The sequence below is a fragment of the Sphingobacterium chungjuense genome, assembly GCF_011316935.1.
In the GTDB taxonomy this organism is placed as follows: domain Bacteria; phylum Bacteroidota; class Bacteroidia; order Sphingobacteriales; family Sphingobacteriaceae; genus Sphingobacterium; species Sphingobacterium chungjuense.
In genome coordinates this window covers 296,222-318,484 of the sequence record NZ_WLYS01000001.1, presented here as the reverse complement: position 1 = coordinate 318,484, position 22,263 = coordinate 296,222, and the positions used below count along the sequence as shown (strand labels likewise).

The 22,263-nt window shown below is 43.3% G+C and carries 20 protein-coding genes; 3 read left to right on the top strand and 17 right to left on the bottom strand.

Annotated features, from left to right (window positions below):
- Positions 1-70: 70 nt before the first annotated feature.
- Positions 71-847, top strand: a complete 777-nt coding sequence (locus GKO22_RS01445) for an amidohydrolase (RefSeq protein WP_166332353.1) — start codon at positions 71-73, stop codon at positions 845-847.
- An 18-nt stretch (positions 848-865) separates the two neighbouring features.
- Here GKO22_RS01445 and GKO22_RS01440 read toward each other — a convergent pair whose 3' ends face one another.
- The 6 genes from GKO22_RS01440 to GKO22_RS01415 all read right to left on the bottom strand — a co-directional run bounded on the left by GKO22_RS01440 (position 866) and on the right by GKO22_RS01415 (position 8,380).
- On the bottom strand, positions 866-1,333 hold the full coding sequence (locus GKO22_RS01440) for a hypothetical protein (RefSeq protein WP_166332352.1): 468 nt from the start codon (positions 1,331-1,333) through the stop codon (positions 866-868).
- A gap of 211 nt (positions 1,334-1,544) precedes the next feature.
- Positions 1,545-3,098 carry an FMN-binding glutamate synthase family protein gene (locus GKO22_RS01435; RefSeq protein ID WP_166332351.1) on the bottom strand — a complete coding sequence of 518 codons (1,554 nt, stop codon included), beginning with the start codon at positions 3,096-3,098 and terminating at the stop codon, positions 1,545-1,547.
- 204 nt (positions 3,099-3,302) lie between these two features.
- Entirely contained in the window at positions 3,303-4,067 is a 765-nt protein-coding gene (locus GKO22_RS01430) for a Rossmann-like and DUF2520 domain-containing protein (RefSeq protein WP_166332350.1), read from the bottom strand.
- On the bottom strand, positions 4,067-6,526 hold the full coding sequence (locus GKO22_RS01425) for a heme lyase CcmF/NrfE family subunit (RefSeq protein WP_166332349.1): 2,460 nt from the start codon (positions 6,524-6,526) through the stop codon (positions 4,067-4,069). The genes GKO22_RS01430 and GKO22_RS01425 overlap by 1 nt, the downstream gene beginning before the upstream one ends.
- Before the next feature lie 25 nt (positions 6,527-6,551).
- Positions 6,552-6,971: a cytochrome c maturation protein CcmE domain-containing protein gene (locus tag GKO22_RS01420; protein ID WP_166332348.1), complete on the bottom strand. Its 420-nt coding sequence runs from the start codon at positions 6,969-6,971 to the stop codon at positions 6,552-6,554.
- 161 nt (positions 6,972-7,132) lie between these two features.
- Positions 7,133-8,380: a dicarboxylate/amino acid:cation symporter gene (locus tag GKO22_RS01415; RefSeq protein ID WP_166332347.1), complete on the bottom strand. Its 1,248-nt coding sequence runs from the start codon at positions 8,378-8,380 to the stop codon at positions 7,133-7,135.
- Positions 8,381-8,454: 74 nt separating this feature from the next.
- Between GKO22_RS01415 and mnmD the strand changes: the two genes are divergently transcribed.
- Positions 8,455-9,132 carry a tRNA (5-methylaminomethyl-2-thiouridine)(34)-methyltransferase MnmD gene (gene mnmD / locus GKO22_RS01410; RefSeq protein WP_166332346.1) on the top strand — a complete coding sequence of 226 codons (678 nt, stop codon included), beginning with the start codon at positions 8,455-8,457 and terminating at the stop codon, positions 9,130-9,132.
- A gap of 38 nt (positions 9,133-9,170) precedes the next feature.
- Here mnmD and GKO22_RS01405 read toward each other — a convergent pair whose 3' ends face one another.
- The 11 genes from GKO22_RS01405 to GKO22_RS01355 form a co-directional block, all read right to left on the bottom strand.
- Positions 9,171-9,671 (bottom strand): FKBP-type peptidyl-prolyl cis-trans isomerase, encoded by a 501-nt coding sequence (locus GKO22_RS01405; protein ID WP_166332345.1) that lies wholly within the window; start codon positions 9,669-9,671, stop codon positions 9,171-9,173.
- Between the two features lie 35 nt (positions 9,672-9,706).
- Positions 9,707-11,710 (bottom strand): thioredoxin domain-containing protein, encoded by a 2,004-nt coding sequence (locus GKO22_RS01400; protein WP_166332344.1) that lies wholly within the window; start codon positions 11,708-11,710, stop codon positions 9,707-9,709.
- A 21-nt stretch (positions 11,711-11,731) separates the two neighbouring features.
- Complete coding sequence (locus GKO22_RS01395) at positions 11,732-12,217, bottom strand: SixA phosphatase family protein (protein WP_166332343.1); 486 nt, start codon at positions 12,215-12,217, stop codon at positions 11,732-11,734.
- Positions 12,218-12,231: 14 nt separating this feature from the next.
- Positions 12,232-13,005: a tryptophan synthase subunit alpha gene (trpA, locus tag GKO22_RS01390; RefSeq protein WP_166332342.1), complete on the bottom strand. Its 774-nt coding sequence runs from the start codon at positions 13,003-13,005 to the stop codon at positions 12,232-12,234.
- A gap of 6 nt (positions 13,006-13,011) precedes the next feature.
- Positions 13,012-14,196, bottom strand: a complete 1,185-nt coding sequence (gene trpB / locus GKO22_RS01385; protein ID WP_166332341.1) for a tryptophan synthase subunit beta — start codon at positions 14,194-14,196, stop codon at positions 13,012-13,014.
- Positions 14,174-14,818: a phosphoribosylanthranilate isomerase gene (locus tag GKO22_RS01380; RefSeq protein ID WP_166332340.1), complete on the bottom strand. Its 645-nt coding sequence runs from the start codon at positions 14,816-14,818 to the stop codon at positions 14,174-14,176. The genes trpB and GKO22_RS01380 overlap by 23 nt, the downstream gene beginning before the upstream one ends.
- A complete protein-coding gene (gene trpD, locus GKO22_RS01375) occupies positions 14,811-15,800 on the bottom strand; it encodes an anthranilate phosphoribosyltransferase (RefSeq protein WP_166332339.1) in 990 nt (329 codons plus the stop codon). Before trpD ends, GKO22_RS01380 begins: the two co-directional genes overlap by 8 nt.
- Positions 15,801-16,062: 262 nt before the next feature.
- The gene (locus tag GKO22_RS01370; protein ID WP_166332338.1) at positions 16,063-16,581 is read right to left on the bottom strand and encodes a hypothetical protein; all 519 of its coding nucleotides are present in this window, start codon (positions 16,579-16,581) and stop codon (positions 16,063-16,065) included.
- Between the two features lie 158 nt (positions 16,582-16,739).
- Complete coding sequence (locus GKO22_RS01365; RefSeq protein WP_017258669.1) at positions 16,740-16,961, bottom strand: DUF2795 domain-containing protein; 222 nt, start codon at positions 16,959-16,961, stop codon at positions 16,740-16,742.
- 105 nt (positions 16,962-17,066) lie between these two features.
- Entirely contained in the window at positions 17,067-17,816 is a 750-nt protein-coding gene (locus GKO22_RS01360; protein WP_166332337.1) for a lysophospholipid acyltransferase family protein, read from the bottom strand.
- Between the two features lie 92 nt (positions 17,817-17,908).
- Entirely contained in the window at positions 17,909-19,279 is a 1,371-nt protein-coding gene (locus GKO22_RS01355; RefSeq protein WP_166332336.1) for a dipeptidase, read from the bottom strand.
- 177 nt (positions 19,280-19,456) lie between these two features.
- On the opposite strand from GKO22_RS01355, the gene GKO22_RS01350 reads away from it, so the two are divergent.
- Positions 19,457-22,234 carry a TonB-dependent receptor gene (locus tag GKO22_RS01350; RefSeq protein ID WP_166332335.1) on the top strand — a complete coding sequence of 926 codons (2,778 nt, stop codon included), beginning with the start codon at positions 19,457-19,459 and terminating at the stop codon, positions 22,232-22,234.
- Positions 22,235-22,263 lie beyond the last annotated feature (29 nt).

Genomic DNA, 22,263 nt, shown 5'->3' with positions numbered 1-22,263 from the left:
AGGATTACTGCGAATTATTACCTAATTTGTAATTAAAGGTTGCCGAAAGGCGCAGATCGAACACGTATTTATGGAGCAAATTAAAGTAACAATATTTCAAGCGTACCTATTCTGGGAGAATGCCGAGAAGAATCTGCAAAACCTCTCACTTCGCCTATCCGGACTGCGCGAAAAAACAGATTTGATCATTCTGCCAGAAATGTTCAATACTGGTTTTACCATGAATGTGGCTGCTTGTGCGGAGACAATGTCCGGGCCAACGATGCATTGGATGTTTGATCTTTCCAAAAAGTTTGATTGCGTCGTTGCTGGTTCTTTAATTATTGAAGAAGAAGGGCGTTATTACAACCGGTTCGTCTGGATGTCGCCAGACGGTACATTTGTGCATTACGATAAGCGACATCTATTCAGCATGGCTCAAGAAGATGAACATTTCACCGCTGGATCATCTCGTGTAATACTGAATATTAAAGGTTGGCGCATCTGTCCCATGGTGTGCTATGATCTACGTTTCCCAGTTTGGTCTCGCAATGAGAATGACGCGTACGATTTGTTGGTTTACACCGCGAACTGGCCAGACAAACGTTCGGCACACTGGCGCGCACTCATACCAGCCAGAGCTATTGAAAATCAATCGTATGTCATTGGTGTCAATCGAGTAGGGCATGACGGAAACGAGACGTATTACTCTGGGGGTTCCATGTGTATTTCGCCTGCTGGTGATGTGGTGTATTATAAACCAGAGGATGAAGATTTATATACATTTACACTAAATCCTAAAGATCTCATAGAAACGCGGCAGAACTTACCTTTCTTAAAAGATCAAGATAAATTCACGATTCTATAGTTGTAGCTTTTGACAAGATTAATCAGCGTACGGCCGCTCTAATATGGCTGCGTGAATGACTGCCTGTCTCAAGTCAAAATGAGCTTGCTGCTGTTGTGGCAAAGCCGCTGTAACGTTCACCAATTCCATCTTCTTGGCCGATTTTTGTTTAGCCTTTTGCGCGCGCAGACGCGTTACTTCGACAGGTACTTCTTGTTCTAGTACCATTTTTTCAGGCATCTCCACTGGTTTTCGAACAATTTTGGTCGGCTTTGGTCGGCCAAGTTGTCTATCATAAACTGGTTTTGGCGTAGGAGGTACCGGTACGTTTGCCTCCCGACGTTTTGCTGTGGTGGTACGCGGCGCCGTAACCACGGTCTTCGGAGCGGTTTTCTTCGGTAAATTTTGCTGACGCTTCCGAGCCTTTTCCATCTCCTCCTGATAATTCTGATAGATTTTGTAAATCAATCCACCAACAACAAGAAGTACAGGTATAATACTTTCCATCTATTTGATCTTTTTAAAATTTTCCCCGTAAACAACACAAGCGCATCCTAAGAAAAAAAATTCATTCGAGCTACTGTTTACACTTCGCATTTTTGAATGCTTTCTTAAATATACCGATTTTTTTTTGAAACCGTTCTGCCCATAAAAAAGTAAACCCCTGACTCGTGTGAGCCAAGGGTTTCGCTTTGTTTGTGTTTGTTGTATTTGTTTTTTATTCGAAAATTTCCGGTTCAAATCCGCTTCTGTTATTGACAAACTTACCCGTATTGCGGAAGTAAATCTCGTGGAAGCTCAGCGTGGTTTGATTATCTACTTTACGGAAAAACTTATCAGCGCTCACATCTTCCAATGTTTTGAAACCGCATGCCTCCATAATTTCGACTGTTGCGCGTAAGGTATTGCGGTGGAATTGTCCCACACGTACATATTTATCCTCCACATCAAGGCCTTTGTACAAGTGTGGACGCTGTGTAGCCACACCAACCGGACAAACGTCTTCATTACATTTTAAGGCCTGGATACAGCCTAATGCAAACATCATTCCGCGTGCGCTGTAACATGCGTCAGCACCCAAAGCTACCGCTTTTAAGATATCAAATCCCGTTACAATGCGGCTCGATACAATCAACTTGATATGTTTCTTCAAACCGAAACGAATCAATGTGGTGGTTATAAAAGCCAAGGCATCGTAAAGAGGCATTCCTAAGTTGTCGGTAAACTCCAACGGAGCTGCACCAGTACCACCTTCTGATCCGTCGATGGAGATGAAATCAGGGAAAATCTGCGTTTGCTGCATCGCATGACAGATGTCAATGAATTCTTGCTTATCACCCACGCAAAGCTTGAATCCAACCGGTTTCCCGTCGGAAAGATCACGCAAATGTTGTACAAACTCGATCAAACCTTCGGCCGTAGAAAAAGCATTGTGCGCCGGAGGCGACATGACATCAGTTCCAGGTACCACATGTCGGATGGCAGCGACTTCTGGTGTATTTTTTGCCGCAGGCAAAATACCACCGTGGCCTGGTTTTGCACCTTGTGAAAGTTTGATTTCAATCATTTTCACGTAAGGCTTAGTCGCTTTTTCTCGGAATAATTCTGCGCTAAACTTGCCCAAATCGTCCCGACAGCCAAAATATCCGGTACCAATCTGCCAAATCAGATCGCCACCATTAATATGGTATTGGCTAATGCCACCTTCGCCGGTATTGTGTGCAAAATTTTGCAAAGCAGCGCCTTTGTTGAGCGCTGTGATGGCAGTACGGCTCAATGCACCGTAACTCATTGCCGAAATATTGTATACACTCAGACTATACGGCTGCTTACATTGAAAGTTGCCGACCATCGTGCGTAAATCGTGGTTTTCGATGTGCACTGGAAATACCGAATGCGCGGCCCACTCGTTGCCAATCGCTTGTGGATCGGTCTGCATTCCGAAGGCCACGGTTTCGCGTTGGTTCTTTGCACGCTGGTACACTATCGAACGCTGACGTCTGTTGAATGGACGACCATCCGTATCTGATTCCCAGAAATATTGACGAAGTTCCGGACGGATCGATTCAAAAATATACCGAAAGTAGCCTACCAAAGGATAGTTTCTCAAGATAGCATGGCTACTTTGAAAACTGTGATACAAGGCGATAATTAATAGGGGAACCGGTATGATTAACAGCCAAAACCAACTTTGGGTGAAAATAAAACCGAACGAAATAATAATCAGATTGATGATTATGATCGTTCCAAGGATCAGATTTCTAACACGCATGATACGTATATAATTAATTTAATATCACTTCTCAATACTACTAATGTAATCAGTGCCAAAATTAGGCCATTTGATTACTGAATCATGATTTCTATCCTATTTAGATAACACACAAATCGTATTGCAAAATTAGGAAGATCAAAGAGTATATAGAAGAAATATATGCTCTGTAAAAAGATTTACTTATTTGGTAATAAAGAGATTTTAAATCTCACTTTTTTTAATGAACTGCGATATTAATTGGTAAATCGTTTGCCAATCAGGCTCTTGTTTGAGATAGTCCAAATGCTTTTGCATCGTTTGCTCATCATTTCTGCGCGCCGGACCGGTTTGTACTTCTTGAGGAAGTCGTTTTTGCACCTTATTCGCCGTCTCCAATATGATCGGCCGAATGAAGTCTGCCGAAAGGTTTTGCGCTGCAAGGATGTCAAATGCTATTTGGTACATCGCATTAGAAAAGTTGTTCGCAAATACAGCTGCCAGATGCAAAGCCAATCGCTGTTCGGTAGTTGCCTCGAATGATAGCGGTGCTATGGCACTCATCTGCTTTAATAAAAATTCCGTAACCTCCTGACTATTGCCTTCAATGGCAAAAGGAATAAGAGATAGATCCGTGGGCACGTCTTTGGAAAGACTTTGCGGCGGATAGATCACACCATATCTTTCTCTCTTTTCCAACAAACCCAATGGAGTCGCTCCCGAACAATGCACCACAGTCCCTTGCCAAGATGCCGGCAATTGCTGTACCAATTCTGGCAATGCTTGATCTGTGACAGCGAGCAAATACAAGTCGGCATCTGGGCTAATTGCTACAAGTGAATTAATTGATTCGCTGTGCAATACTTTCGCTAATTCCTGCGCATGATCTGCCGTACGACTATATACTTGTACAATACGATGACCGGCCGCTTGCAATCCTTTACCCAGATGATGCGCCACATTTCCGCTTCCGATCAGTACAATGTCCATTATGCTGCCGTGCGTGGGCGATTATCTTTCCAACGTCTGTAGATAGCCATCAAGAAACCAATCGTCATCACGATGGTACCACACCAGAAGAAGTTGATGTATGGGAATTTGATCGCCTTGAAAACCACCCATTTTTTCTCTGGTAATGGTTTTTGGTATACCATTAATTCCAATTTGTCTGCTTGCGGCTTTATATTCGAGAACCGAAAACGTAAGCCCTGCTCTTCTACATCTTTATGAAAATCGAATACATTGCCATCCTTAATCAGGAATAAAGGTTCTGCCTGAAACTCTTTGCCATCTGCCGCGACGACACGAATCTTCAACCCGAAAACTATATCATCTTCACCTTTCGGGATGTTTTCGATTTTTGCATCACGATTGATGTTTTCTACGATAAAGAAGCCATTGCGGTAGCGTAAGGTGTCACCCAAATTCACCTCGTAGGTTGCTGGCTCGTCGTAGTCTTCAAATCCAGATTTCTCGCTATCACTCGCCTTTGGATCATTGTTGTGGCTATCCGATGCCGCTGCCGTAATTAACGTGTAGATATCGTGCGTTACGTAATGTTTCGTAGAAGGCGTACCGATTAATCCACCCATTTGCGGATTGTTTTGCGCAAATGGTGTTAATACAAATTCTTCCTTCACCTTGCCTGTTTCCTCGTCGATGTTTTCGTATTTGATCTTGTAAAACACATTTGGCATCGCTACGCTATCGCCTATGTAGGTCAAGCGATAATCACCCATTTGTACTGGCTCACCTTCGGTAAGGAATAGATTCTCGCCCGGTTTTTCGACTTGATCAAAGCCAGCTACCGCGATATAACCGCTGCTGTTCTGAGAAATCACTTCGCTTGTTGCGGCAGCAACTAAAGCACCGATCAACAATAAACCAAAGCCAATATGCGATACAGCCGAACCGGCAAGACGCCATTTGCCTTTAAACGCATCCGTTAATATTTTGCCGTTGGCAAGTATACAGAAGACTGCACCGAACGTGATCAAAATATACATGATATTGGTGTATACCTTAGTCACATACACGACACCGGCCGACAAGACCAAGGTAATGGCTAAGACAAGGAGGAGCGAAGTCCAAAATTTCTTCGCATCGCTACGTTTATATTTTAGGAATTGTGTAAAACCGGTGACCAACATCACGACCACAGCAAAAGCCCCTTGCCACTTGTTGTAATGTGGAATAGGATCAATCGGAGGTGCTACTTTGGTGCCGAAAATAGCATTGAACACGGGGATAGAAGTGGTCGCAATAATCTGAATACAAGCTACCGTCAAGATCAACGCACCAATGAAAAGCCAGAATTCGCGAGAGTAAATATCCTCTTCTTTCTGTGTGCTCGGAAGTTCTTTGCGACGCCATACTAATAACCCGACCATCACAAAAAAGAAAATAGCATTGAAAATAATCAACTGGCCAGACATTCCCAGACTGGTGAATGAGTGTACTGACGTTTCGCCCAAAATACCGCTGCGCGTTAGATAAGAAGCGTAGATCACCAAGACGAAGCTGATTAAAGCCAAAAAAGTGGCTGTAAAATAGGCGTGACCAGAATTCTTGTACGCGATCATCACATGCACGGCTGCGATAAGCGTGAACCATGGAATAATCGACACGTTTTCTACAGGATCCCAAGCCCAAAAGCCACCAAAGTTTAAAGCTTCATAGGCCCAGAATGAACCCATGATAATACCCGCACCCAAGATCATGACAGCAAAAAGTGCCCATGGCAATCCTGGTGAAATCCATTCTTTGTAACGACGCTGCCACAATCCTGCACCAGCAAATGCAAACGGAACGATCATCGAAGCAAATCCTAAAAATAACGTCGGCGGATGGATCACCATCCAATAATTTTGTAAGAGTGGATTCAGTCCGCGGCCATCAGAAATCATCGAAAGATAATTCGGGTCGCTCAAGATTGGCCAGTTCATCGCATCGCGCAATAAAATAAAGGGCGAGCTACCCACACGTGTACCAAATACTTCCACACCAATCAGCATGGATGCCAAGAACGTCTGACAAAGCATTACGAAGGTCATCACCGGACTTTCCCACGATTTGGCCGTTGCTACCAAAATCGTACTCAATACACATTGCCAGAACATCCATAACCAAAAACTACCTTCCTGACCTTCCCAGAAAGAAGAGATGATATAGTGTGTAGGTAAGGCTTTTGAAGAGTGCGCGTAGGCGTAATGGTATTCGAATAAATGATTGTAGATAATATAAAATAGAATAGAACCGATCGTGATGACCGAGATCGTATTGATCCAAAATGCTCCTCTGGCAATCGTTTTCCACGCCGTATCTAGCGGATCTTTGCTTGCGAAGAAATACGCGATACAAGAAAGCAGTGCGGCGCCAAAAGATAAAATAACGAAAAACTGACCGATCTGGCCGGGTAATAAGTTTTCGCCTATAAAGTTGATATCCATATCTAAGATTGGGATGTAGAGGAGTTTATTTTACGGTAGTGGTATTGAAAGCAGAAGATGTCTCAATGACTTCCATCTGGTCTTGATTGTATTTCGATGGGCATTTCATCAAGATCTTGGAAGCATGAAATACATTGCCATCCATCTTGCCCGTCAACACGATCTGCTCAGAACGTTCAATATCCTGTGGTTTAGATCCATTGAACACTACCATACACTCTGTGCTATCATTGTCAAACATATGAAAGGAGAAATGATTAGGATCTTTCACCGGATCGTAATCCAAAGATTTCTCTTTATTCAACACACCAACCACATACAGCTCCGTCTGCTTTTCTTTGGCTTCGGTAAACGTAGAATACGTGCTAGAATCGGTGTAGATCACCAAAATCATAGCAATCGCTACGGCAATGATGACCATCAATAAAATGGAACTCTTTTTCATATTATGCTCTTTTCGAATTGCAAAATTACGAATTAAGCAGAGAAGGAATGAATTTTACAATTTTCGCTAATTATTTAGAAATATTCTAAAGAAATAAATAAGTGATTGACAGTGAGTAAAACTCAATTATGTAGATGTTATTAATGGGTGTAACTAAATTATCACGTATCGCGCACTGTCACTATTTCTTTAGAAGTGGCTTCGACTTTGACAAATCGAGCCACCAACATGGCAGCTACCGTATCGCCCGTTGCATTCAATATGGTGGCCAAAGGATCGACCAATGCACCAATGATGAGTACAGCTGGGACTGCTTCGTTGGGAATGTTATAGATGGAAATCATCAACAATTCGCCAATAAAGCCACCATTGGGAATGCCGCCAGCGACCATGCTGACCAACAGCGTAATGCCCACGGCAATTACCAGCGTTTCTAGTTCGAAGAAATTCCAACCCAAAATAGCGAAAGCCACATAAATTTTTAAAATAGACGAAATGGCGGAGCCATTTTTATAAAGCGTATTTCCCAAAGGAATGACCACATTAGCCACTACATCGGGTATGCCCATTCGTTTTGCCGCGGCAATGTTAGCAGGCATCGTAGCCAAGCTACTACAGGTACTAATTGCCGTCAGACTGGGGGTGATATTATTACGCCAGTACGTTCCAATTCCAGAAAATCCGCGTGCTACATAAGCATACAAACTAAAAAACACGAAGAAGTATAGCAGACTAAATAGGTAATAAAAAGCCATGGGCTTGGCATAAAATCCAAAAAGTTCAGGTCCGTATGTTTTCACTTGATAGGCGAAATACGCCCCCAAACCAATAGGTCCAGCCTTCATAATGAGTGCCAATAATTGCTGCATCACTTCGCTACCGGAAGTCAAGAAACTCAGAAATGCATCGGCTCCTTTACCCGTTTTGCGTACCGCAATACCAATCAACACCGAAATAAGTACAAATGCTAATATATTTTGACGTGATAATAGTTGATTAAATTCGCTCACAGTCAGAAAACGAACGATGCGATCCCCCCATGATTCATCTGCCAGTCCACTATCTAACAAGGATTGTGTTGCGTCAGCATCAGCCACGGCGGTGACTGGCACGAGCCAAAGACCCGCGATAGTGGCTATCGCGGCGATGCAGATCGTCAAGACAAAAACAGCGGTCATCGTCCCGACAATCTTCACCAAATGGCCACCATCTTGGATGGTGCCAATGGATGCGGTGATCGCAAAAAAGAGTAAGGGTATGACAGCGACGAAAAGTAGATTCAGAAAAATCTCTCCCAATGGTTTCAGGTACGTCACCAGATCTGGCGCAAATACGCCGATCAGACTGCCCAGCACGATACCGATGAGCAGCAATATGATCGATTGATAATTTTTGAGAATGCGACGCATGCTTCTAAGTTACTGCTTTTTCATACAAGATGCACATCCATCGGTAATGTCGGATATAATCGTATTTTTGGCGCATGGATAATACACATTTTGTGGTGACGGCCGATGGCTCTCGCACCTTGTTTCAACCCGAGGTGGGCGAGCATTATCACTCCAAACATGGCGCACATCAAGAAAGTAGACATGTGTTTTTAGGTCAAGGCTTGCAGCATTACTTAGCAGGAAATCCGTCCGATACCGAAGTGAGTATTCTGGAAGTCGGTTTTGGAACGGGACTCAATTTCTTGTTGACCGCTGATTATGTCACTGCCGAAAAAATAAATCTGTACTACTGCGGAGTAGAAGCCTTTCCATTAAGCAAAGAGGTGATTAGCCAAACGGGCTATGAGGCATATATAGAGCCAGAGTTGTGGGAGAGCTTTTTGAATAGTTATGAAAAAGCGTTAGTAGGAGATCATGAGGTGAGTGCTCACGCCACATTAGCGATTGCTCATCAGAAGATATTGGATTTTGCGCCACAAAGGCGTTTTCATGTCGTGTACTTTGATGCGTTTGCGGCCATTCATCAACCGGACATGTGGACCGACGAAGTATTGAACCATGTCGCTAATTTGCTGGTGACTGGTGGTGTATTTGTCACGTATGCGATTACTGGAAATCTGAAAAGAAGTATGAAGGCCTTGGGCTTCTCGATCGAGAAAGCGCCGGGAGCGCCGGGTAAAAGGGAAATGCTGCGCGCTACGAAACTATAAAATAAGAAAGCCACCGATCGGTGGCTTTCTTATTTTATTTAGTGACTTTCTGTACCGTCAGCACCATGAGCATGTCCGTGAGACAACTCTTCTTCAGTAGCGGGGCGTACACTTAAAATCTCGATATCGAAATTCAATTTCTTGCCTGCCATTGGATGATTTAGATCGGCAACGACTGCTTCTGGAGTAACCTCTACCACGACAGCACGGAATTGGTTTCCGTCGTTGTCCTGCAAAGGCAATACTTCACCTACAGGAGGTAACCCCATTTCACCAAACATATCTGCTGGCAATTGTGCGATCGCTTTATCATCACGCTCACCATATGCGTCTACTGCGTTTAGCTCAAAAGAAGTCTTATCACCAGCGTCTAAGCCAGTGATGTTTTCCTCAAACTTAGGAAGCATCATGCCTACGCCATGTAAAAATGTCAAAGGATTTTCTGAAGAAGTTTGTTCTACGAACGTTTTCTCACCGTTTTCTTCCACGGTATGGAGTGTGTAGTTCAACGTAACCACGTTGTTGTTTTCTACTGCCATTTGTTTTGTTTTAGGAGGAGTTTAAATACTCCCCGTTACTGATTTATTAATTCTAGTATTGATGTTACGGAGTCTTGCGGAAGACTACATGTACTATGTCGACAAAGGTAGGCTTTTGATTCCAAACCCTGTCTATCAGACAACAACGGAAGTGTACTTTTTGTTCCTCCGAGTGTCAATTTGTTGGGAACATAGTGCCGATCAAGTTCCTTACGCCAGTCTGTAGCATCTTTTCCGGTAAGGGCAATTTCGTTGGTGCCGTACACCAACTCCGTGAGCTGAATGGCCCAATTAGAATATGCAGACCCGTATCTTTTAATCGAAGGAAATACATTAGCAAATATTTGTTCGGCGATCTCCGTCCATTCTTGCTTGTCGTATAGCAGCCCTAGTTTAAAAAGCTGACGTACTATCGTAGAAGCTGAGGCGGGGATAACATTATCCATAATTTCGCTCTTGCGTGCAATCAGCTTCTCGCTCGTAGCACTGGTGTAGTAGAATGTTTGTGCTGCTGGATCATAGAATAGCTGGATCGCCTGCTCAGTGATCTTTTGGGCAAAATCCAGCCATTGCTCATCGAAAGTCGCTTCGTACAAGCTAATGAAACCTTCGATGGTAAAGGCATAGTCATCTAGGAATCCACCAATTTCTCGGTTTTTATCCGCTGGTTGATGTAGTAATTGTCCGTCGGTTGTAAGGGCATGCTGGCGAATAAAATTTGCAATATCACTGGCTTGCTCTAGATATTCTGGTTCGTCGAAAACGCGATAAGCATCTACAAAACCTTTCATCAAAAGAGCGTTCCAAGTAACGATCTGCTTATCGTCTAGCGCAGGTCTTACACGGTTTTCCCGATAGGAATACAGCTTATGTTTTATTTCTTGTAGGTACTCATGCCATTCCTCGTCGGTAAATCCTGCTTCTTGAATCAGCGCTTTTTCATCTTGGCTCACATAAAGTACATTCGTGGCTTCCTCTTCCCAGTTTCCCTTCTGCGTCACATGATAGTAGTGGCGGAATAAATTGGCATCTTCCCCGAGTAGATCAAATTCCTCGTGGTTAAAGGTATAATATTTTCCTTCAACACCTTCGCTATCCGCATCTAAGGCACTATAAAAACCGCCATTAGGTGCTTTCATCTCCCGAACTAACCATGCAATGGTTTCTTCTACCGTTCTTTTGTACAATAAGGTCGGGCGATGTTGGTAAGCTTCGCTGTACAATCCGATGAGTTGGGCATTGTCATACAGCATTTTTTCAAAGTGAGGGACATGCCAGCGGCCATCTACCGAATAGCGTGCAAATCCGCCACCGACATGATCGTAAATGCCGCCATTGGCCATCTGTTCTAACGAAAAATGAACATGATCGAGAAGATCCTGATCTTTGGATAGTGCGCCGAAGCGCAAAAAGAATAACCAATTGTTTGGCAACGGAAATTTTGGCGCGCGATCATATCCACCATCTTTATAATCAAAGGTGGCTTTCCATGGTCGTACAATATCTTGCAAGTCATCTACGGTGTACTTTTCTGGAATGGCACTAATGGGCAATTGCTCTGCCTGATGTATTCCTGCCGTGAGTTTCTCTGCATATTCGATGGCTACTTCGGGGGTTTCTTCCCACATTTTGGCAATCTGCAACAAGGTGTTTTGCCAATCTTGCGGTTTGAAATACGTTCCGCCATAAATAGGACGCCCATCTGGCAAGCAAACGGCGTGCAGCGGCCAGCCGCCCGCATTAGTCATTAGCTGCACCGCAATCATATAAACCTGATCGATATCTGGACGTTCTTCGCGATCTACCTTGATCGGTACAAAGAATTTGTTCATCGTCTGTGCGATGGCTTCATTCTCAAAACTCTGCTTCTCCATCACATGGCACCAGTGGCACGCCGAATAGCCAATACTAACGATCAAGAGCTTGTTTTCTGCTTTGGCTTTCTCCAATGCTTCGGCAGACCAAGGATGCCAATCCACTGGATTGTGTGCATGTTGACGAAGATAGGGCGAGCGTTCGTTTGCTAGTTTATTGGCCATGATTGTGATGGATGAGTGCGATTATTCAAAAACGTGTTTCAGCGTTGCGGTCTGTCCGGAAAGCTGTGCAAAAGTCATATTGTCTGGGAATTCCAGATAAGCAGCGTTAGCCGTTTTCAGTTCTGCGTATTGATCTGTTAGATAATTGACTAGCGCGGAAAGGCCGGGGTTATGTCCGAAAACGAGCAGCGTAGATACATGATCAGGCACCTCATTAATAACTTTTAAGATATCCAGATGATGTGCTTCGTAAATTTCTACCGCCTGCTTGATCTGATCTACAGGGAAATTGAATGTCGGGCACATCAGTTCAGCCGTTTGAATAGCACGATTTGCGGAAGAGGAAACTATTAAAGTATGGTCATCAAAAGTGCTGCTTTGCACGATATCATTCGCTATGCGCAAGGCATCTTGCTTCCCTTTTTCAACTAAATTACGGTCGAAATCGCGCTTTGAAAAATTGGGATCTTCTGCTTTTCCGTGACGAATGATGTACAATCTTTTCATGTGGACTTAGGTTTTTATTTGAACGAAGCGATGAATTCTGAAATATCAGCTGCCGCTACATTTTCTTTCCCTAGTACTCTCACAAAAGCCGTTCCGACGATAGCGCCATTCGCATAATTTGTTGCTTTTTGATGCGTTTCTCTGTTAGAGATGCCAAATCCGATCACAATCGGGGAAGATAGTCCCATGTTTTTGATACGGGCGAAATAGGCTTCCGATCGATCTTCCACTTGTAGTTGCTTGCCTGTGGTCGCATTAGAGCTCAATAAATAGATGAAACTCGTGCTTAGCGCGTCGATCTTACGAATCCGTTCATCTGAAGTCTGCGGAGTGACTAAGAATACGTTACTGATTCCGTATTTTTCAAAGATTGGCTGATACATCTCCTCATATTCGTACAATGGAAGATCTGGAATGATCGCCCCATCTACGCCGACAGCCTGACAATCTGCACAAAATTTTTCGACGCCGTACTGCAATATCGTATTGAAATAGCCCATCAGGAAGACGGGAATTTGTACTTGTTCGCGTAGTGGCTTTAGCTGTTCGAATAGAACCTTCAGCGACATGCCATTTCGCAAGGCTTTCTGGGAGCTTTCTTGAATGACGGGGCCATCGGCCACGGGATCCGAATAAGGAATGCCGATTTCTAAGAAATCTGCTCCGCTTTTTTCTAAAGTCGCTGCGATGTTCAAGGTGGATTCCAACGTTGGGTAGCCCGCCGTATAATAAATGGATAGCAGGCGTTCGCCTTGTACTATTTTTCGAGTATGATCTAGTGTACGCATGTGTTCTTAAAAGCCAAAGTATTTCATGTAATTATCCAAGTCCTTGTCGCCACGGCCAGACAGACAAATTACCACGGTTTCGTCGCCTTTGAAGGTCATTTTCTCCAGATGCGCCAAAGCATGGGCACTTTCTATTGCCGGAATAATGCCTTCTAACTTCGTGAGTAGCAATCCCGCCTGCATAGCTTCGTCGTCTGTGGCGCTAACAAATGTGCCGCGTCCGCTTTTGAACAACCAGGCATGCTGCGGTCCAATTCCGGGATAATCTAATCCGGCAGAAATGGAATAGGGCTCAATGACTTGGCCGTCTTCGGTTTGCATCAAGATTGAGCGACTGCCGTGCAATACGCCTTCGCGTCCTAAAGCGGTCGTCGCTGCTGATTCTCCCGAATTGACGCCATGTCCTGCCGCTTCTACAGCAATGAGATTCACCGCTTCATCATCCAAGAAATGGTAAAACATGCCGGCTGCATTCGAGCCGCCACCAACGCAGGCGATAACGTGATCAGCATGGCTGCTGCCTGTTTGTTCCACCAATTGCTTACGCGTTTCTTCAGAGATAATCGATTGAAAACGCGCTACCATATCAGGGTAAGGATGTGGTCCTACGACCGAGCCGATGATATAATGTGTATCTACTGGATTATTAATCCAGTCGCGCAATGCTTCGTTTGTCGCGTCTTTTAAGGTTTTGCTGCCCGATGTGGCGGGTACAACGGTGGCGCCCATCATTTTCATGCGAGCAACGTTGGGCGCTTGGCGTTCAATGTCGATCTCGCCCATGTACACCACGCATTCCAAACCTTTCAGCGCACAAACAGTCGCCGTTGCCACACCATGTTGGCCAGCGCCTGTTTCGGCAATGATTCTTTTTTTGCCCAAACGCTCGGCCAGCAAAATTTGGCCGATGGTATTGTTGATTTTATGTGCACCTGTATGATTGAGATCTTCTCTTTTCAAAAAGATGCGTGCACCGTATTTTTCAGATAAGCGATTCGCCAAATATAATGGTGAAGGCCGACCCACATAATCTTTTAACAATTTGACAAAATCCTCCCGAAAGCTGGGATCTTGGATGATGTTTTGATATTCATTTTGTAGTTCCTCTACATTTGGGTAAAGCATTTCGGGTACGTATGCTCCGCCAAACGGACCATAATATCCCCGATCATCTACTTGATATTGGCTCATGATGAATTATTTTAAGTGCTTTTTTTACTAAATCTATGTCTTTGAGGCCGGGGGCAATTTCCAGTTTAGAGTTGAGATCTAGCCCGACCATTCTACTATCTTTTCGTTTTAATGCGGGCGCCAAGTTATGTACGCCGATGCCGCCGCTTAATAAGTAAGGAGTTTTTCCGGTGTATTTATCCAATAAATCCCAATCGAAGGTGTTTCCGCTGCCACCGTGAGTAGGTGTTTTTGTGTCAAATAGAAATAGGTCTACCACATCGCTGTATGCATCCAGTATGCCGAAATCGAAGTCCGCATTTACACCAAAAGCTTTCCAAACTGTCAAGCCTTTGTTTTTTACCTCTTGGCAAAACGTTGGAGATTCCTGCCCGTGCAATTGAATTGCATCCAGCTGAAATGCTTGCTGTTTTTCTACTATTTCTTCTAATGGCTGATCGACGAAAACCCCCACTTTGGCTGTGTCGTGTTGATCGAAAATCTGCGGATCCAGATTCCCAGCAAATCTTGGCGATTTTGCATAAAAGATCAGGCCGATATAATCTGCCGGCAATTCAAGTAAGGATGCAATGTTCTGGACATCCTTCATTCCACAAACCTTTACCACTAATTTCTTATCCATTGGTCAACTTCAATAAGCTATTAAGCGCTTTCTTTCCTAATAAGGATGATTCTGCTTCATAAAAGCAGTCTCCGAAAGTTTTCTCCGGCTCTAGTGTTTTGATGGCAAAGGCCGCATTTGTCAATACCACCTGATTCTGCGCATCGGTTCCCTCTCCGTCAATGATTTTGCGAAAGACGGCGGCCGATTCGGCTGGATCGCTGCCCCCGCCGATCTGCTCTGCCAGGACTGGATCGAAGCCAAGATCTGAAACCTGAAAATAATGCTCGCCTGCATTGTCAATCACTTTAAAATCGCCCGTCAGCGATATCTCATCGTAGCCGTCCAGCGCATGCATAATGCTGTATTTCTTTTCGCCACCTTGATAAAGGTAGGCATACAAACGAGCCAATTCTAAACTGAACACGCCTACGGACTGAAATTCTGGATTTGCTGGATTGGTCAAGGGCCCTAGCATATTGAAAAAGGTTTTGACACCCAATGCGCGACGAATCGGCGCTACGGTTTTCATGGCCGGATGGAAGAGGGGAGCATGTAAGAAGCAAATATTGGCTTCATCCAACTGCTTTTGTAGCGCATCGCGATCGCTAGTGAAGTTGTAACCCAATAATTCCATCACGTTAGAAGAGCCACAACCGGAAGATACACCCACATTCCCATGTTTGGCAACATGGTAACCAGCGCCTGCAACTACAAAGGAAGCTAATGTAGAAATGTTAAACGTGTCTTTACCATCTCCGCCAGTACCACACATGTCGATAAGTCGATAGCCGGGAAATTCTATTTTAAGGCACAGGTCGTACATCGCGTCGCGAAATCCCTGTAATTCTTCCACTCGAATACTTCGCATGCCGTAAGTAGTCATAAAAGCAGCAATTTGGTGACTATCGTATTTGCCCGTAGCAATATTGGTCAATATATCATAAGCCTCCTTGCGGTCGAAGGATTTGTATTCGAATAGATGGGATAATATTTCTTTCATCTGTATTTATTTCGCGTTTTATCACGCTGTTTGAAGTACGCTTGCTGGTTTATTTCTGCTTATCAAGCGCCATTCAGGTCATAAAAAAAGGCTTGCCAAAAAGGCAAGCCCACTATTTCTATCAGTATAATTTTGAAGACATAGGATGTTGCCACAACGTTATCCGTTATGCCACCACCATGCTTTAAATGTACTGTAATTTCTCATGTTTCTGTAAAACAAATATTGCGAATACTTTTTGATAAAACAAATAATTTGACAATCAATACGTCACAAAATGGGCACGATTTCCACCTTTTGATACTAGTGTAAAGGAGGCGATCTTATTATTTTGTGTTAATAACGCCGTCATTTGGCGCTTGCCAGAGTACAAAAAGACCATATCCGCGGTGTTTTTTCCTTCGGTATCAATGTCTGCGACTTCCTTTCGTGGCATCTCATTATAAGTTACGTAACGAATATCTTCAACGCGCTTGCTCATCAGGTTCAGTCGTATTTCTGCCAAGCTGGCTAGTAAATAGTCATACATTTCATCATCAGCATCTTGTACGAGGACGTGCTTACTTAGTACAATATCCAAAGCGAGATCCGGATTGGCCAAATCTGCGATAAACTGCTGTGCGGTGCGTAGACTATTGGATCGCGTTGTCGGTGCAGCGACGGTATCCGTATTGATTTGCATGGCTTGAGTTTGCGGCGTTTTGTCGCGCTTAATACGCATCTGCGCAAAAATCGGTAAGCTGATAATCGATAGTAGGAGCGCAAGTAAAGTCTTTTTCATTCCGGTGTTTTTTGTTGGACAGGGATTTGGTGTAAAGGATTAAAAAATTACATGATAGCATATGGAGTCGGGTGTCCATGATGTCCTCTTCGCGCGAAGGTACGAGAACGCGATAAAACAAAAGCCGCTTGATTTCTTGTCAAGCGGCTTTTTAAGGTCTAGTATTCATCTTCATTGAAGAAGAAATCATCCTTAGTTGGATAGTCTGGCCATATCTCTTCGATATTTTCGTATGGCTCACCATCGTCTTCTAGTGCCTGTAGGTTTTCAATAACCTCTACCGGTGCTCCTGAACGAATTCCGTAGTCAATTAACTCGTCTTTCGTAGCAGGCCACGGCGCATCTTCCAAATGCGAAGCTAATTCAAGTGTCCAATACATAGTCTTCTCTATTTAAGCTTGTTACTTTTCGCAAAAGTAGCAAAATAGTTGTTTTATGCAACTCTTATCACAGAATGCTGTCTTATTAAATAGTAACTATCTATTTTACAGGTGATTATTTTTTTTGTGACATAATGTTTCTTGCATGCGATTGTAGGTCAAATCCTCTATAGAGGCCAGATTTTCGGTCATCACATTGTCTGCCACAATAGGTTTCAACACGGAAATATGAATAGTGCCAGGCTTCGAGCCATATTTGCCGCCATCATCCCATAATAACTGCCATGCATTGTGAATCACGATAGGCAATACCATCACTTGATTGTCTTTGGCTAATCGAAAAGGTCCTGACTTGAATGGGTGTAACCGTGGTGGGTATTCGTCATCGATTTTCCCTTCGGGAAAAACGACCAGTGAGCGTTCTTTTTTTAGTATTTCACTTCCTCGCTGAAAAGCTCGAAAAGACGACATACGGTTACTCCGATCTACTGGCACATCAATACTGCGAAAAAAGAGGGCGGTTACTGGATTGCGCAATAATTCTACTTTTCCTAAAAATGAAAATGGCTGCGGACATAAATGTGTCAATACGGATATGTCCAGCATAGAAGTGTGATTGGGGCATAGCACATAAGGGCGAGACCAATCGATGGGCACTTCAAAATGAAATTGAAAACGAATGCCGGCCGCGGCCGCACTTATGACGCTAATCCATTTCCGAAAGAAAACCAGCTGGTTGTAGTAACGATCGGGTTGGCGTGTCAAGACTAAAAGAATCGGCAAGAAGAGTAAAAAGCATAAAAATACCATGCTCAAATAGTAGATCCGATGTGCTTTTCGTAAAAATAGCTTCATATAGCTTGATGCCTCAACCTGTAGTGACGTGCCGATAAATGGAAATGTAAAATAAAAAGGGTTCGTAAGCTGACTGCTCCGAACCCGCCAAATTATTTACTTAATTCCGTAAAGTATTTGTGAAACAGTGGAATGGTCTCAATACCTTTCAGGTAATTGTCTATACCGTATTTCTCATTTGGAGAATGCAGGTTGTCGCTATCTAAGCCAAATCCTAATAGCACGGTTTTGATGCCCAATTCTTTTTCAAATAAGGCCACGATTGGGATTGATCCGCCACCACGTGTTGGGATCGGCATTTTGCCAAATGTTTCGTGTAAAGCTTTTTCTGCTGCTTTGTACGCAATGCTGTCCGTTGGTGTTACCACTGGTTCACCCCCGTGATGCGGTGTTACCTTTACCTTTACCGATTTTGGAGCAATACCTTCAAAATGCGATTGGAAAAGTTCGGTAATGCGTGCCGAGTTTTGGTTAGGTACCAAACGCATAGAGATTTTGGCAAATGCTTTAGAAGGTAATACCGTTTTCGCACCTTCACCAATATATCCGCCCCAGATACCGTTCACTTCCAAGGTTGGTCGTGTACCAGCGCGCTCAATAGAAGAGTAGCCTGCTTCGCCCCAGATCTCATTTACACCAAGATCAGCCTTATATTCTTCAACATCAAAAGGTGCTTCGTTCAGCGCTTTTCGTTCTGCATCCGATAATTCTACCACATCATCATAGAAGCCCGGAATGGCAATATGATTGTTCTCATCGTGCAACGAAGCAATCATTTTGGATAAGATGGTCGCTGGATTGGCGACAGCGCCACCATAAACACCGGAGTGCAAATCGCGATTTGGTCCAGTGACTTCCACTTCCACATACGAAAGTCCACGCAGTCCCGTTTCGATAGATGGCTGCTCTAAGCTGATCATGGCTGTATCAGATATCACAATCACATCAGCGCTTAGACGCGCTTTGTTTTCTTTGACGAATGTACCTAAGTTAGAGGAACCTACTTCTTCTTCGCCTTCGATCATAAATTTGATATTACAAGGTAGCTCTTGCTCGCGCATCATGTATTCGAATGCTTTTACGTGCATGTAAAACTGTCCTTTATCATCGGCAGCGCCACGCGCGTAAATCTTACCATCGCGTACCGTAGGCTCAAAAGGGGGTGTATCCCACAATTCCAATGGATCGGCCGGTTGCACATCGTAATGGCCATAAACCAAAACGGTCGGTAAGTTAGGATCAATTAATTTTTCTCCATATACAATCGGATAACCAGCTGTTTGACAAACTTCTACTTTGTCTGCGCCCGCTTCCTCGAGTTTCTGCGCCACGAAAGCCGCCGTTTTTACGACATCTTCCTTGAATTTGGGATCTGCACTTACAGATGGAAAACGTAATAGCTCAAATAATTCTGCCAAGAAGCGATCGGTGTTCGCCGATACATAATCTTTAATTTTTTGCATGACTTGTTGTGTTTCCACAAAACTACTGAAATATTTTTTGTTAAAAATTGTAACATTATTCGCTTTCGCGCGACAAAGTTTAATAGAAGGGTTCATAGTCTACTGTGAAAGAAAAAATGTGCATGCTGTAAGAAGGATAATTCTGCACCCGACTGACTGATAAAATTAATTTAATACATGAAAAAATTTGCTATTCCTTTAGTAATTGTGCTAACATTCTTGTGTGCCTTGGGAGGGTACGCGCAATCCAAAGTAGGCGGTAAAGTGGTAGACGATACCGATAAAACCGGCCTTCAAAATGCCACAGTTATGCTGTTGCAAGCGAAAGATTCCATTTTAGTAGACTTTACTCGCGTTGACGAAAGTGGGCGCTTTAGTTTGACAAAATCCGATTCGCAAGATTATCTTTTGATGATCAGCTACCCGAAATATGGTTCGTTCTCACAGCTTTTGGAGAAAGGGGCTGGAAACGTGGATATTGGGGAAGTAGGACTTACTGGCGTTGCTAACTTAATTGAGGAAGTCATGATCACCGGTCGTATTCCTGTGGTCATTAAAGGTGATACGATTGAATACGATGCGGGTAGTTTTACCACCGAGAAAAATGCCAAGGTCGAAGATTTGTTAAAAGTACTTCCGGGTATTACCGTCGATGCGGCAGGAAAGATTACCGCTCAGGGAAAGACGGTGGAGAAAGTATTGCTAGATGGTGAAGAATTTTTTGGAGATGATCCCACACTAGTAACCCGCAATATTCGTTCGGATATGGTCGATAAGGTACAGGTTTATGAAAAGAAATCTGATTTGGCAGAGCGTACGGGGGTGGATGATGGCGAACGTATTCAGACCATCAATGTCACGCTAAAAGAAGACGCTAAAAACGGCATGTTTGGAAAAGTAGAAGGTGCAGTCGGTAATGATGACTTTTATATGGGTAAAGTAGCTGTCAATAAATTTAAAGGATCGCGTAAAATCGCTGCTTACGGTTTAACTTCTAATGATGGAACAGTAAGTCTTGGTTGGCAAGATGAAGAAAAATTCGGACTGGAAAGTGATCAGATGCAGATGTCGGATGATGGTTCTATGATGTTTTTTGGAAGCGGTGGCGACGAATTTAGTTACTGGAATGGTCGCGGTCGTCCGAAAGCCCTTAACACTGGTGTTAGCTTTATGGATCGGTTAGGCAAAAGAAACAATAAGCTCAACCTCAGCTACAAGTTCGGTCGTATCGAAAATAATGAAATTACGACAGGATTGAGTCAACAGAATTTACCCAACGGCACATTTAATCAAAATACGTTAAGTGATAACTATGTCGAGAATCAACGTCATCGCTTCAATGGTAGATATGATTGGAATATCGATTCATTAACCACCTTGATCGTGAAGTTATCTGGTACACGCGGACAACGCCAGTCCAATGATTATAGCGAAGCGTTTAGTGTCAACGAAGCAAACGTGCGTATTAACGATAATACAACTCGATTAGTCACCGATGCAAAGACCTCTAATATCACTTACGACGGTTTGCTCACGCGCAAATTTAACAAAGTTGGTCGCTCGTTATCATTACGCGTGGCGGGTAACGTCGCAGATGACACCGGTGATTCATTTCTAGATGCTACCACAAATCAATTTAATGCAGATGGGACATTGGTAAATACCAATATTACGGATCAGTACAAAGACATAGCGCGGAACTCCAATAACTTGCAAACATCTGCTACGTACACGGAGCCTATTACCGACAAATGGAGGACATCGATCGGGTATACATTTAATAATTCTAGAACTCATTCTATCAACAACTCATTTAATGCGGATGCTAATGGCGATTACACGGTGTTTGATGAAGAATTTAGTAATGACTTTAACTTCAATACTGTTCGTAATGCCGGTGATCTTTCCGTCGGTTATAAATCGGATAAGATCGAATTTAACTTTAATAATAATCTGCGTAATGATGATTTATTCCAGCGCAATAATCATCAAAGTATGGAGCTGGATCGTGGTTTTCTTACCTATAATCCTTCTGCGCGCATTCGTTATAATATCACGAAAGCGAAGATGATTAGTCTCAATTTCAACCGAAACAATATCTTGCCATCGTTAACGCAGATTCAGCCTCTGCGCCAGAATAATGATCCATTAAATATTGTAGAAGGTAATGCTGATTTGACTCCGGCTCAGAGCAATAGCTATAATTTGTCTTACAACTCCTGGGATCTATTGAAAAATACGTGGATGTTTGCTTCGGTTGGATTTTCTCAGCAATATAATGCAATTCAGCAAAACGTGAATATCAGTGAATCCGGTGTGCGTACGATCATATTTGATAATATGCGCGAACGGGTAAATAACAATGCAAATATCTGGACAGGTATGGGCAGGACTCTAATCAAAAAATACAAAATTGACGCGCGCTACGGTGTCAATGGAAATCTCAATGACAACTACAATTTCTTGAATGGTGACCTGAATAGAAACCAGAATTACAACTACGGTTTTGATTTGAACATTGAAAGAAATACCACAAAAACCATTGACTTCCGTGTCGGTGTCAATCCAGGGTGGAGACGTTTAGCTTCGTCTCTACAGCCACAATTCAATAGCTCCGGTTTTACCTTGGGTTCCAATCTCTGGTTTAAAGCTTATTTGCCATGGAAAATACAGTTGTATGGAACGGGAAACTATACGTACGAAGCACCTACGGAAGTATTCGATCAGAGCTTCACACGGTTTATCTTTACTCCAGGTGTTTCAAAGCGCTTCCTGAAGAATGAAACGTTGACGGCGGAAGTGTATGTAAACGATGTGTTTAATCAAAATATTGGTTTCAGCCGTTTTCAGCAAGCAGGTATGATTTCTCAGCAGAATTACAATACGATCTCCCGTTTCTTTATGGTGAAAGTATCTTGGGACTTCAGTATGATGGGTGGCATGTCTGCCGATTAATTAGTAGAATTTAATGACGATGAAAAATC

Bases quoted from the DNA above. Each gene is read 5' to 3' on its own strand.
- GKO22_RS01445 (WP_166332353.1), top strand. From the start codon at position 71: ATGGAGCAAATTAAAGTAACAATATTTCAAGCGTACCTATTCTGGGAG.
- GKO22_RS01440 (WP_166332352.1), bottom strand. From the start codon at position 1,333: ATGGAAAGTATTATACCTGTACTTCTTGTTGTTGGTGGATTGATTTAC.
- GKO22_RS01435 (WP_166332351.1), bottom strand. From the start codon at position 3,098: ATGCGTGTTAGAAATCTGATCCTTGGAACGATCATAATCATCAATCTG.
- GKO22_RS01430 (WP_166332350.1), bottom strand. From the start codon at position 4,067: ATGGACATTGTACTGATCGGAAGCGGAAATGTGGCGCATCATCTGGGT.
- GKO22_RS01425 (WP_166332349.1), bottom strand. From the start codon at position 6,526: ATGGATATCAACTTTATAGGCGAAAACTTATTACCCGGCCAGATCGGT.
- GKO22_RS01420 (WP_166332348.1), bottom strand. From the start codon at position 6,971: ATGAAAAAGAGTTCCATTTTATTGATGGTCATCATTGCCGTAGCGATT.
- GKO22_RS01415 (WP_166332347.1), bottom strand. From the start codon at position 8,380: ATGCGTCGCATTCTCAAAAATTATCAATCGATCATATTGCTGCTCATC.
- mnmD (WP_166332346.1), top strand. From the start codon at position 8,455: ATGGATAATACACATTTTGTGGTGACGGCCGATGGCTCTCGCACCTTG.
- GKO22_RS01405 (WP_166332345.1), bottom strand. From the start codon at position 9,671: ATGGCAGTAGAAAACAACAACGTGGTTACGTTGAACTACACACTCCAT.
- GKO22_RS01400 (WP_166332344.1), bottom strand. From the start codon at position 11,710: ATGGCCAATAAACTAGCAAACGAACGCTCGCCCTATCTTCGTCAACAT.
- GKO22_RS01395 (WP_166332343.1), bottom strand. From the start codon at position 12,217: ATGAAAAGATTGTACATCATTCGTCACGGAAAAGCAGAAGATCCCAAT.
- trpA (WP_166332342.1), bottom strand. From the start codon at position 13,005: ATGCGTACACTAGATCATACTCGAAAAATAGTACAAGGCGAACGCCTG.
- trpB (WP_166332341.1), bottom strand. From the start codon at position 14,196: ATGAGCCAATATCAAGTAGATGATCGGGGATATTATGGTCCGTTTGGC.
- GKO22_RS01380 (WP_166332340.1), bottom strand. From the start codon at position 14,818: ATGGATAAGAAATTAGTGGTAAAGGTTTGTGGAATGAAGGATGTCCAG.
- trpD (WP_166332339.1), bottom strand. From the start codon at position 15,800: ATGAAAGAAATATTATCCCATCTATTCGAATACAAATCCTTCGACCGC.
- GKO22_RS01370 (WP_166332338.1), bottom strand. From the start codon at position 16,581: ATGAAAAAGACTTTACTTGCGCTCCTACTATCGATTATCAGCTTACCG.
- GKO22_RS01365 (WP_017258669.1), bottom strand. From the start codon at position 16,961: ATGTATTGGACACTTGAATTAGCTTCGCATTTGGAAGATGCGCCGTGG.
- GKO22_RS01360 (WP_166332337.1), bottom strand. From the start codon at position 17,816: ATGAAGCTATTTTTACGAAAAGCACATCGGATCTACTATTTGAGCATG.
- GKO22_RS01355 (WP_166332336.1), bottom strand. From the start codon at position 19,279: ATGCAAAAAATTAAAGATTATGTATCGGCGAACACCGATCGCTTCTTG.
- GKO22_RS01350 (WP_166332335.1), top strand. From the start codon at position 19,457: ATGAAAAAATTTGCTATTCCTTTAGTAATTGTGCTAACATTCTTGTGT.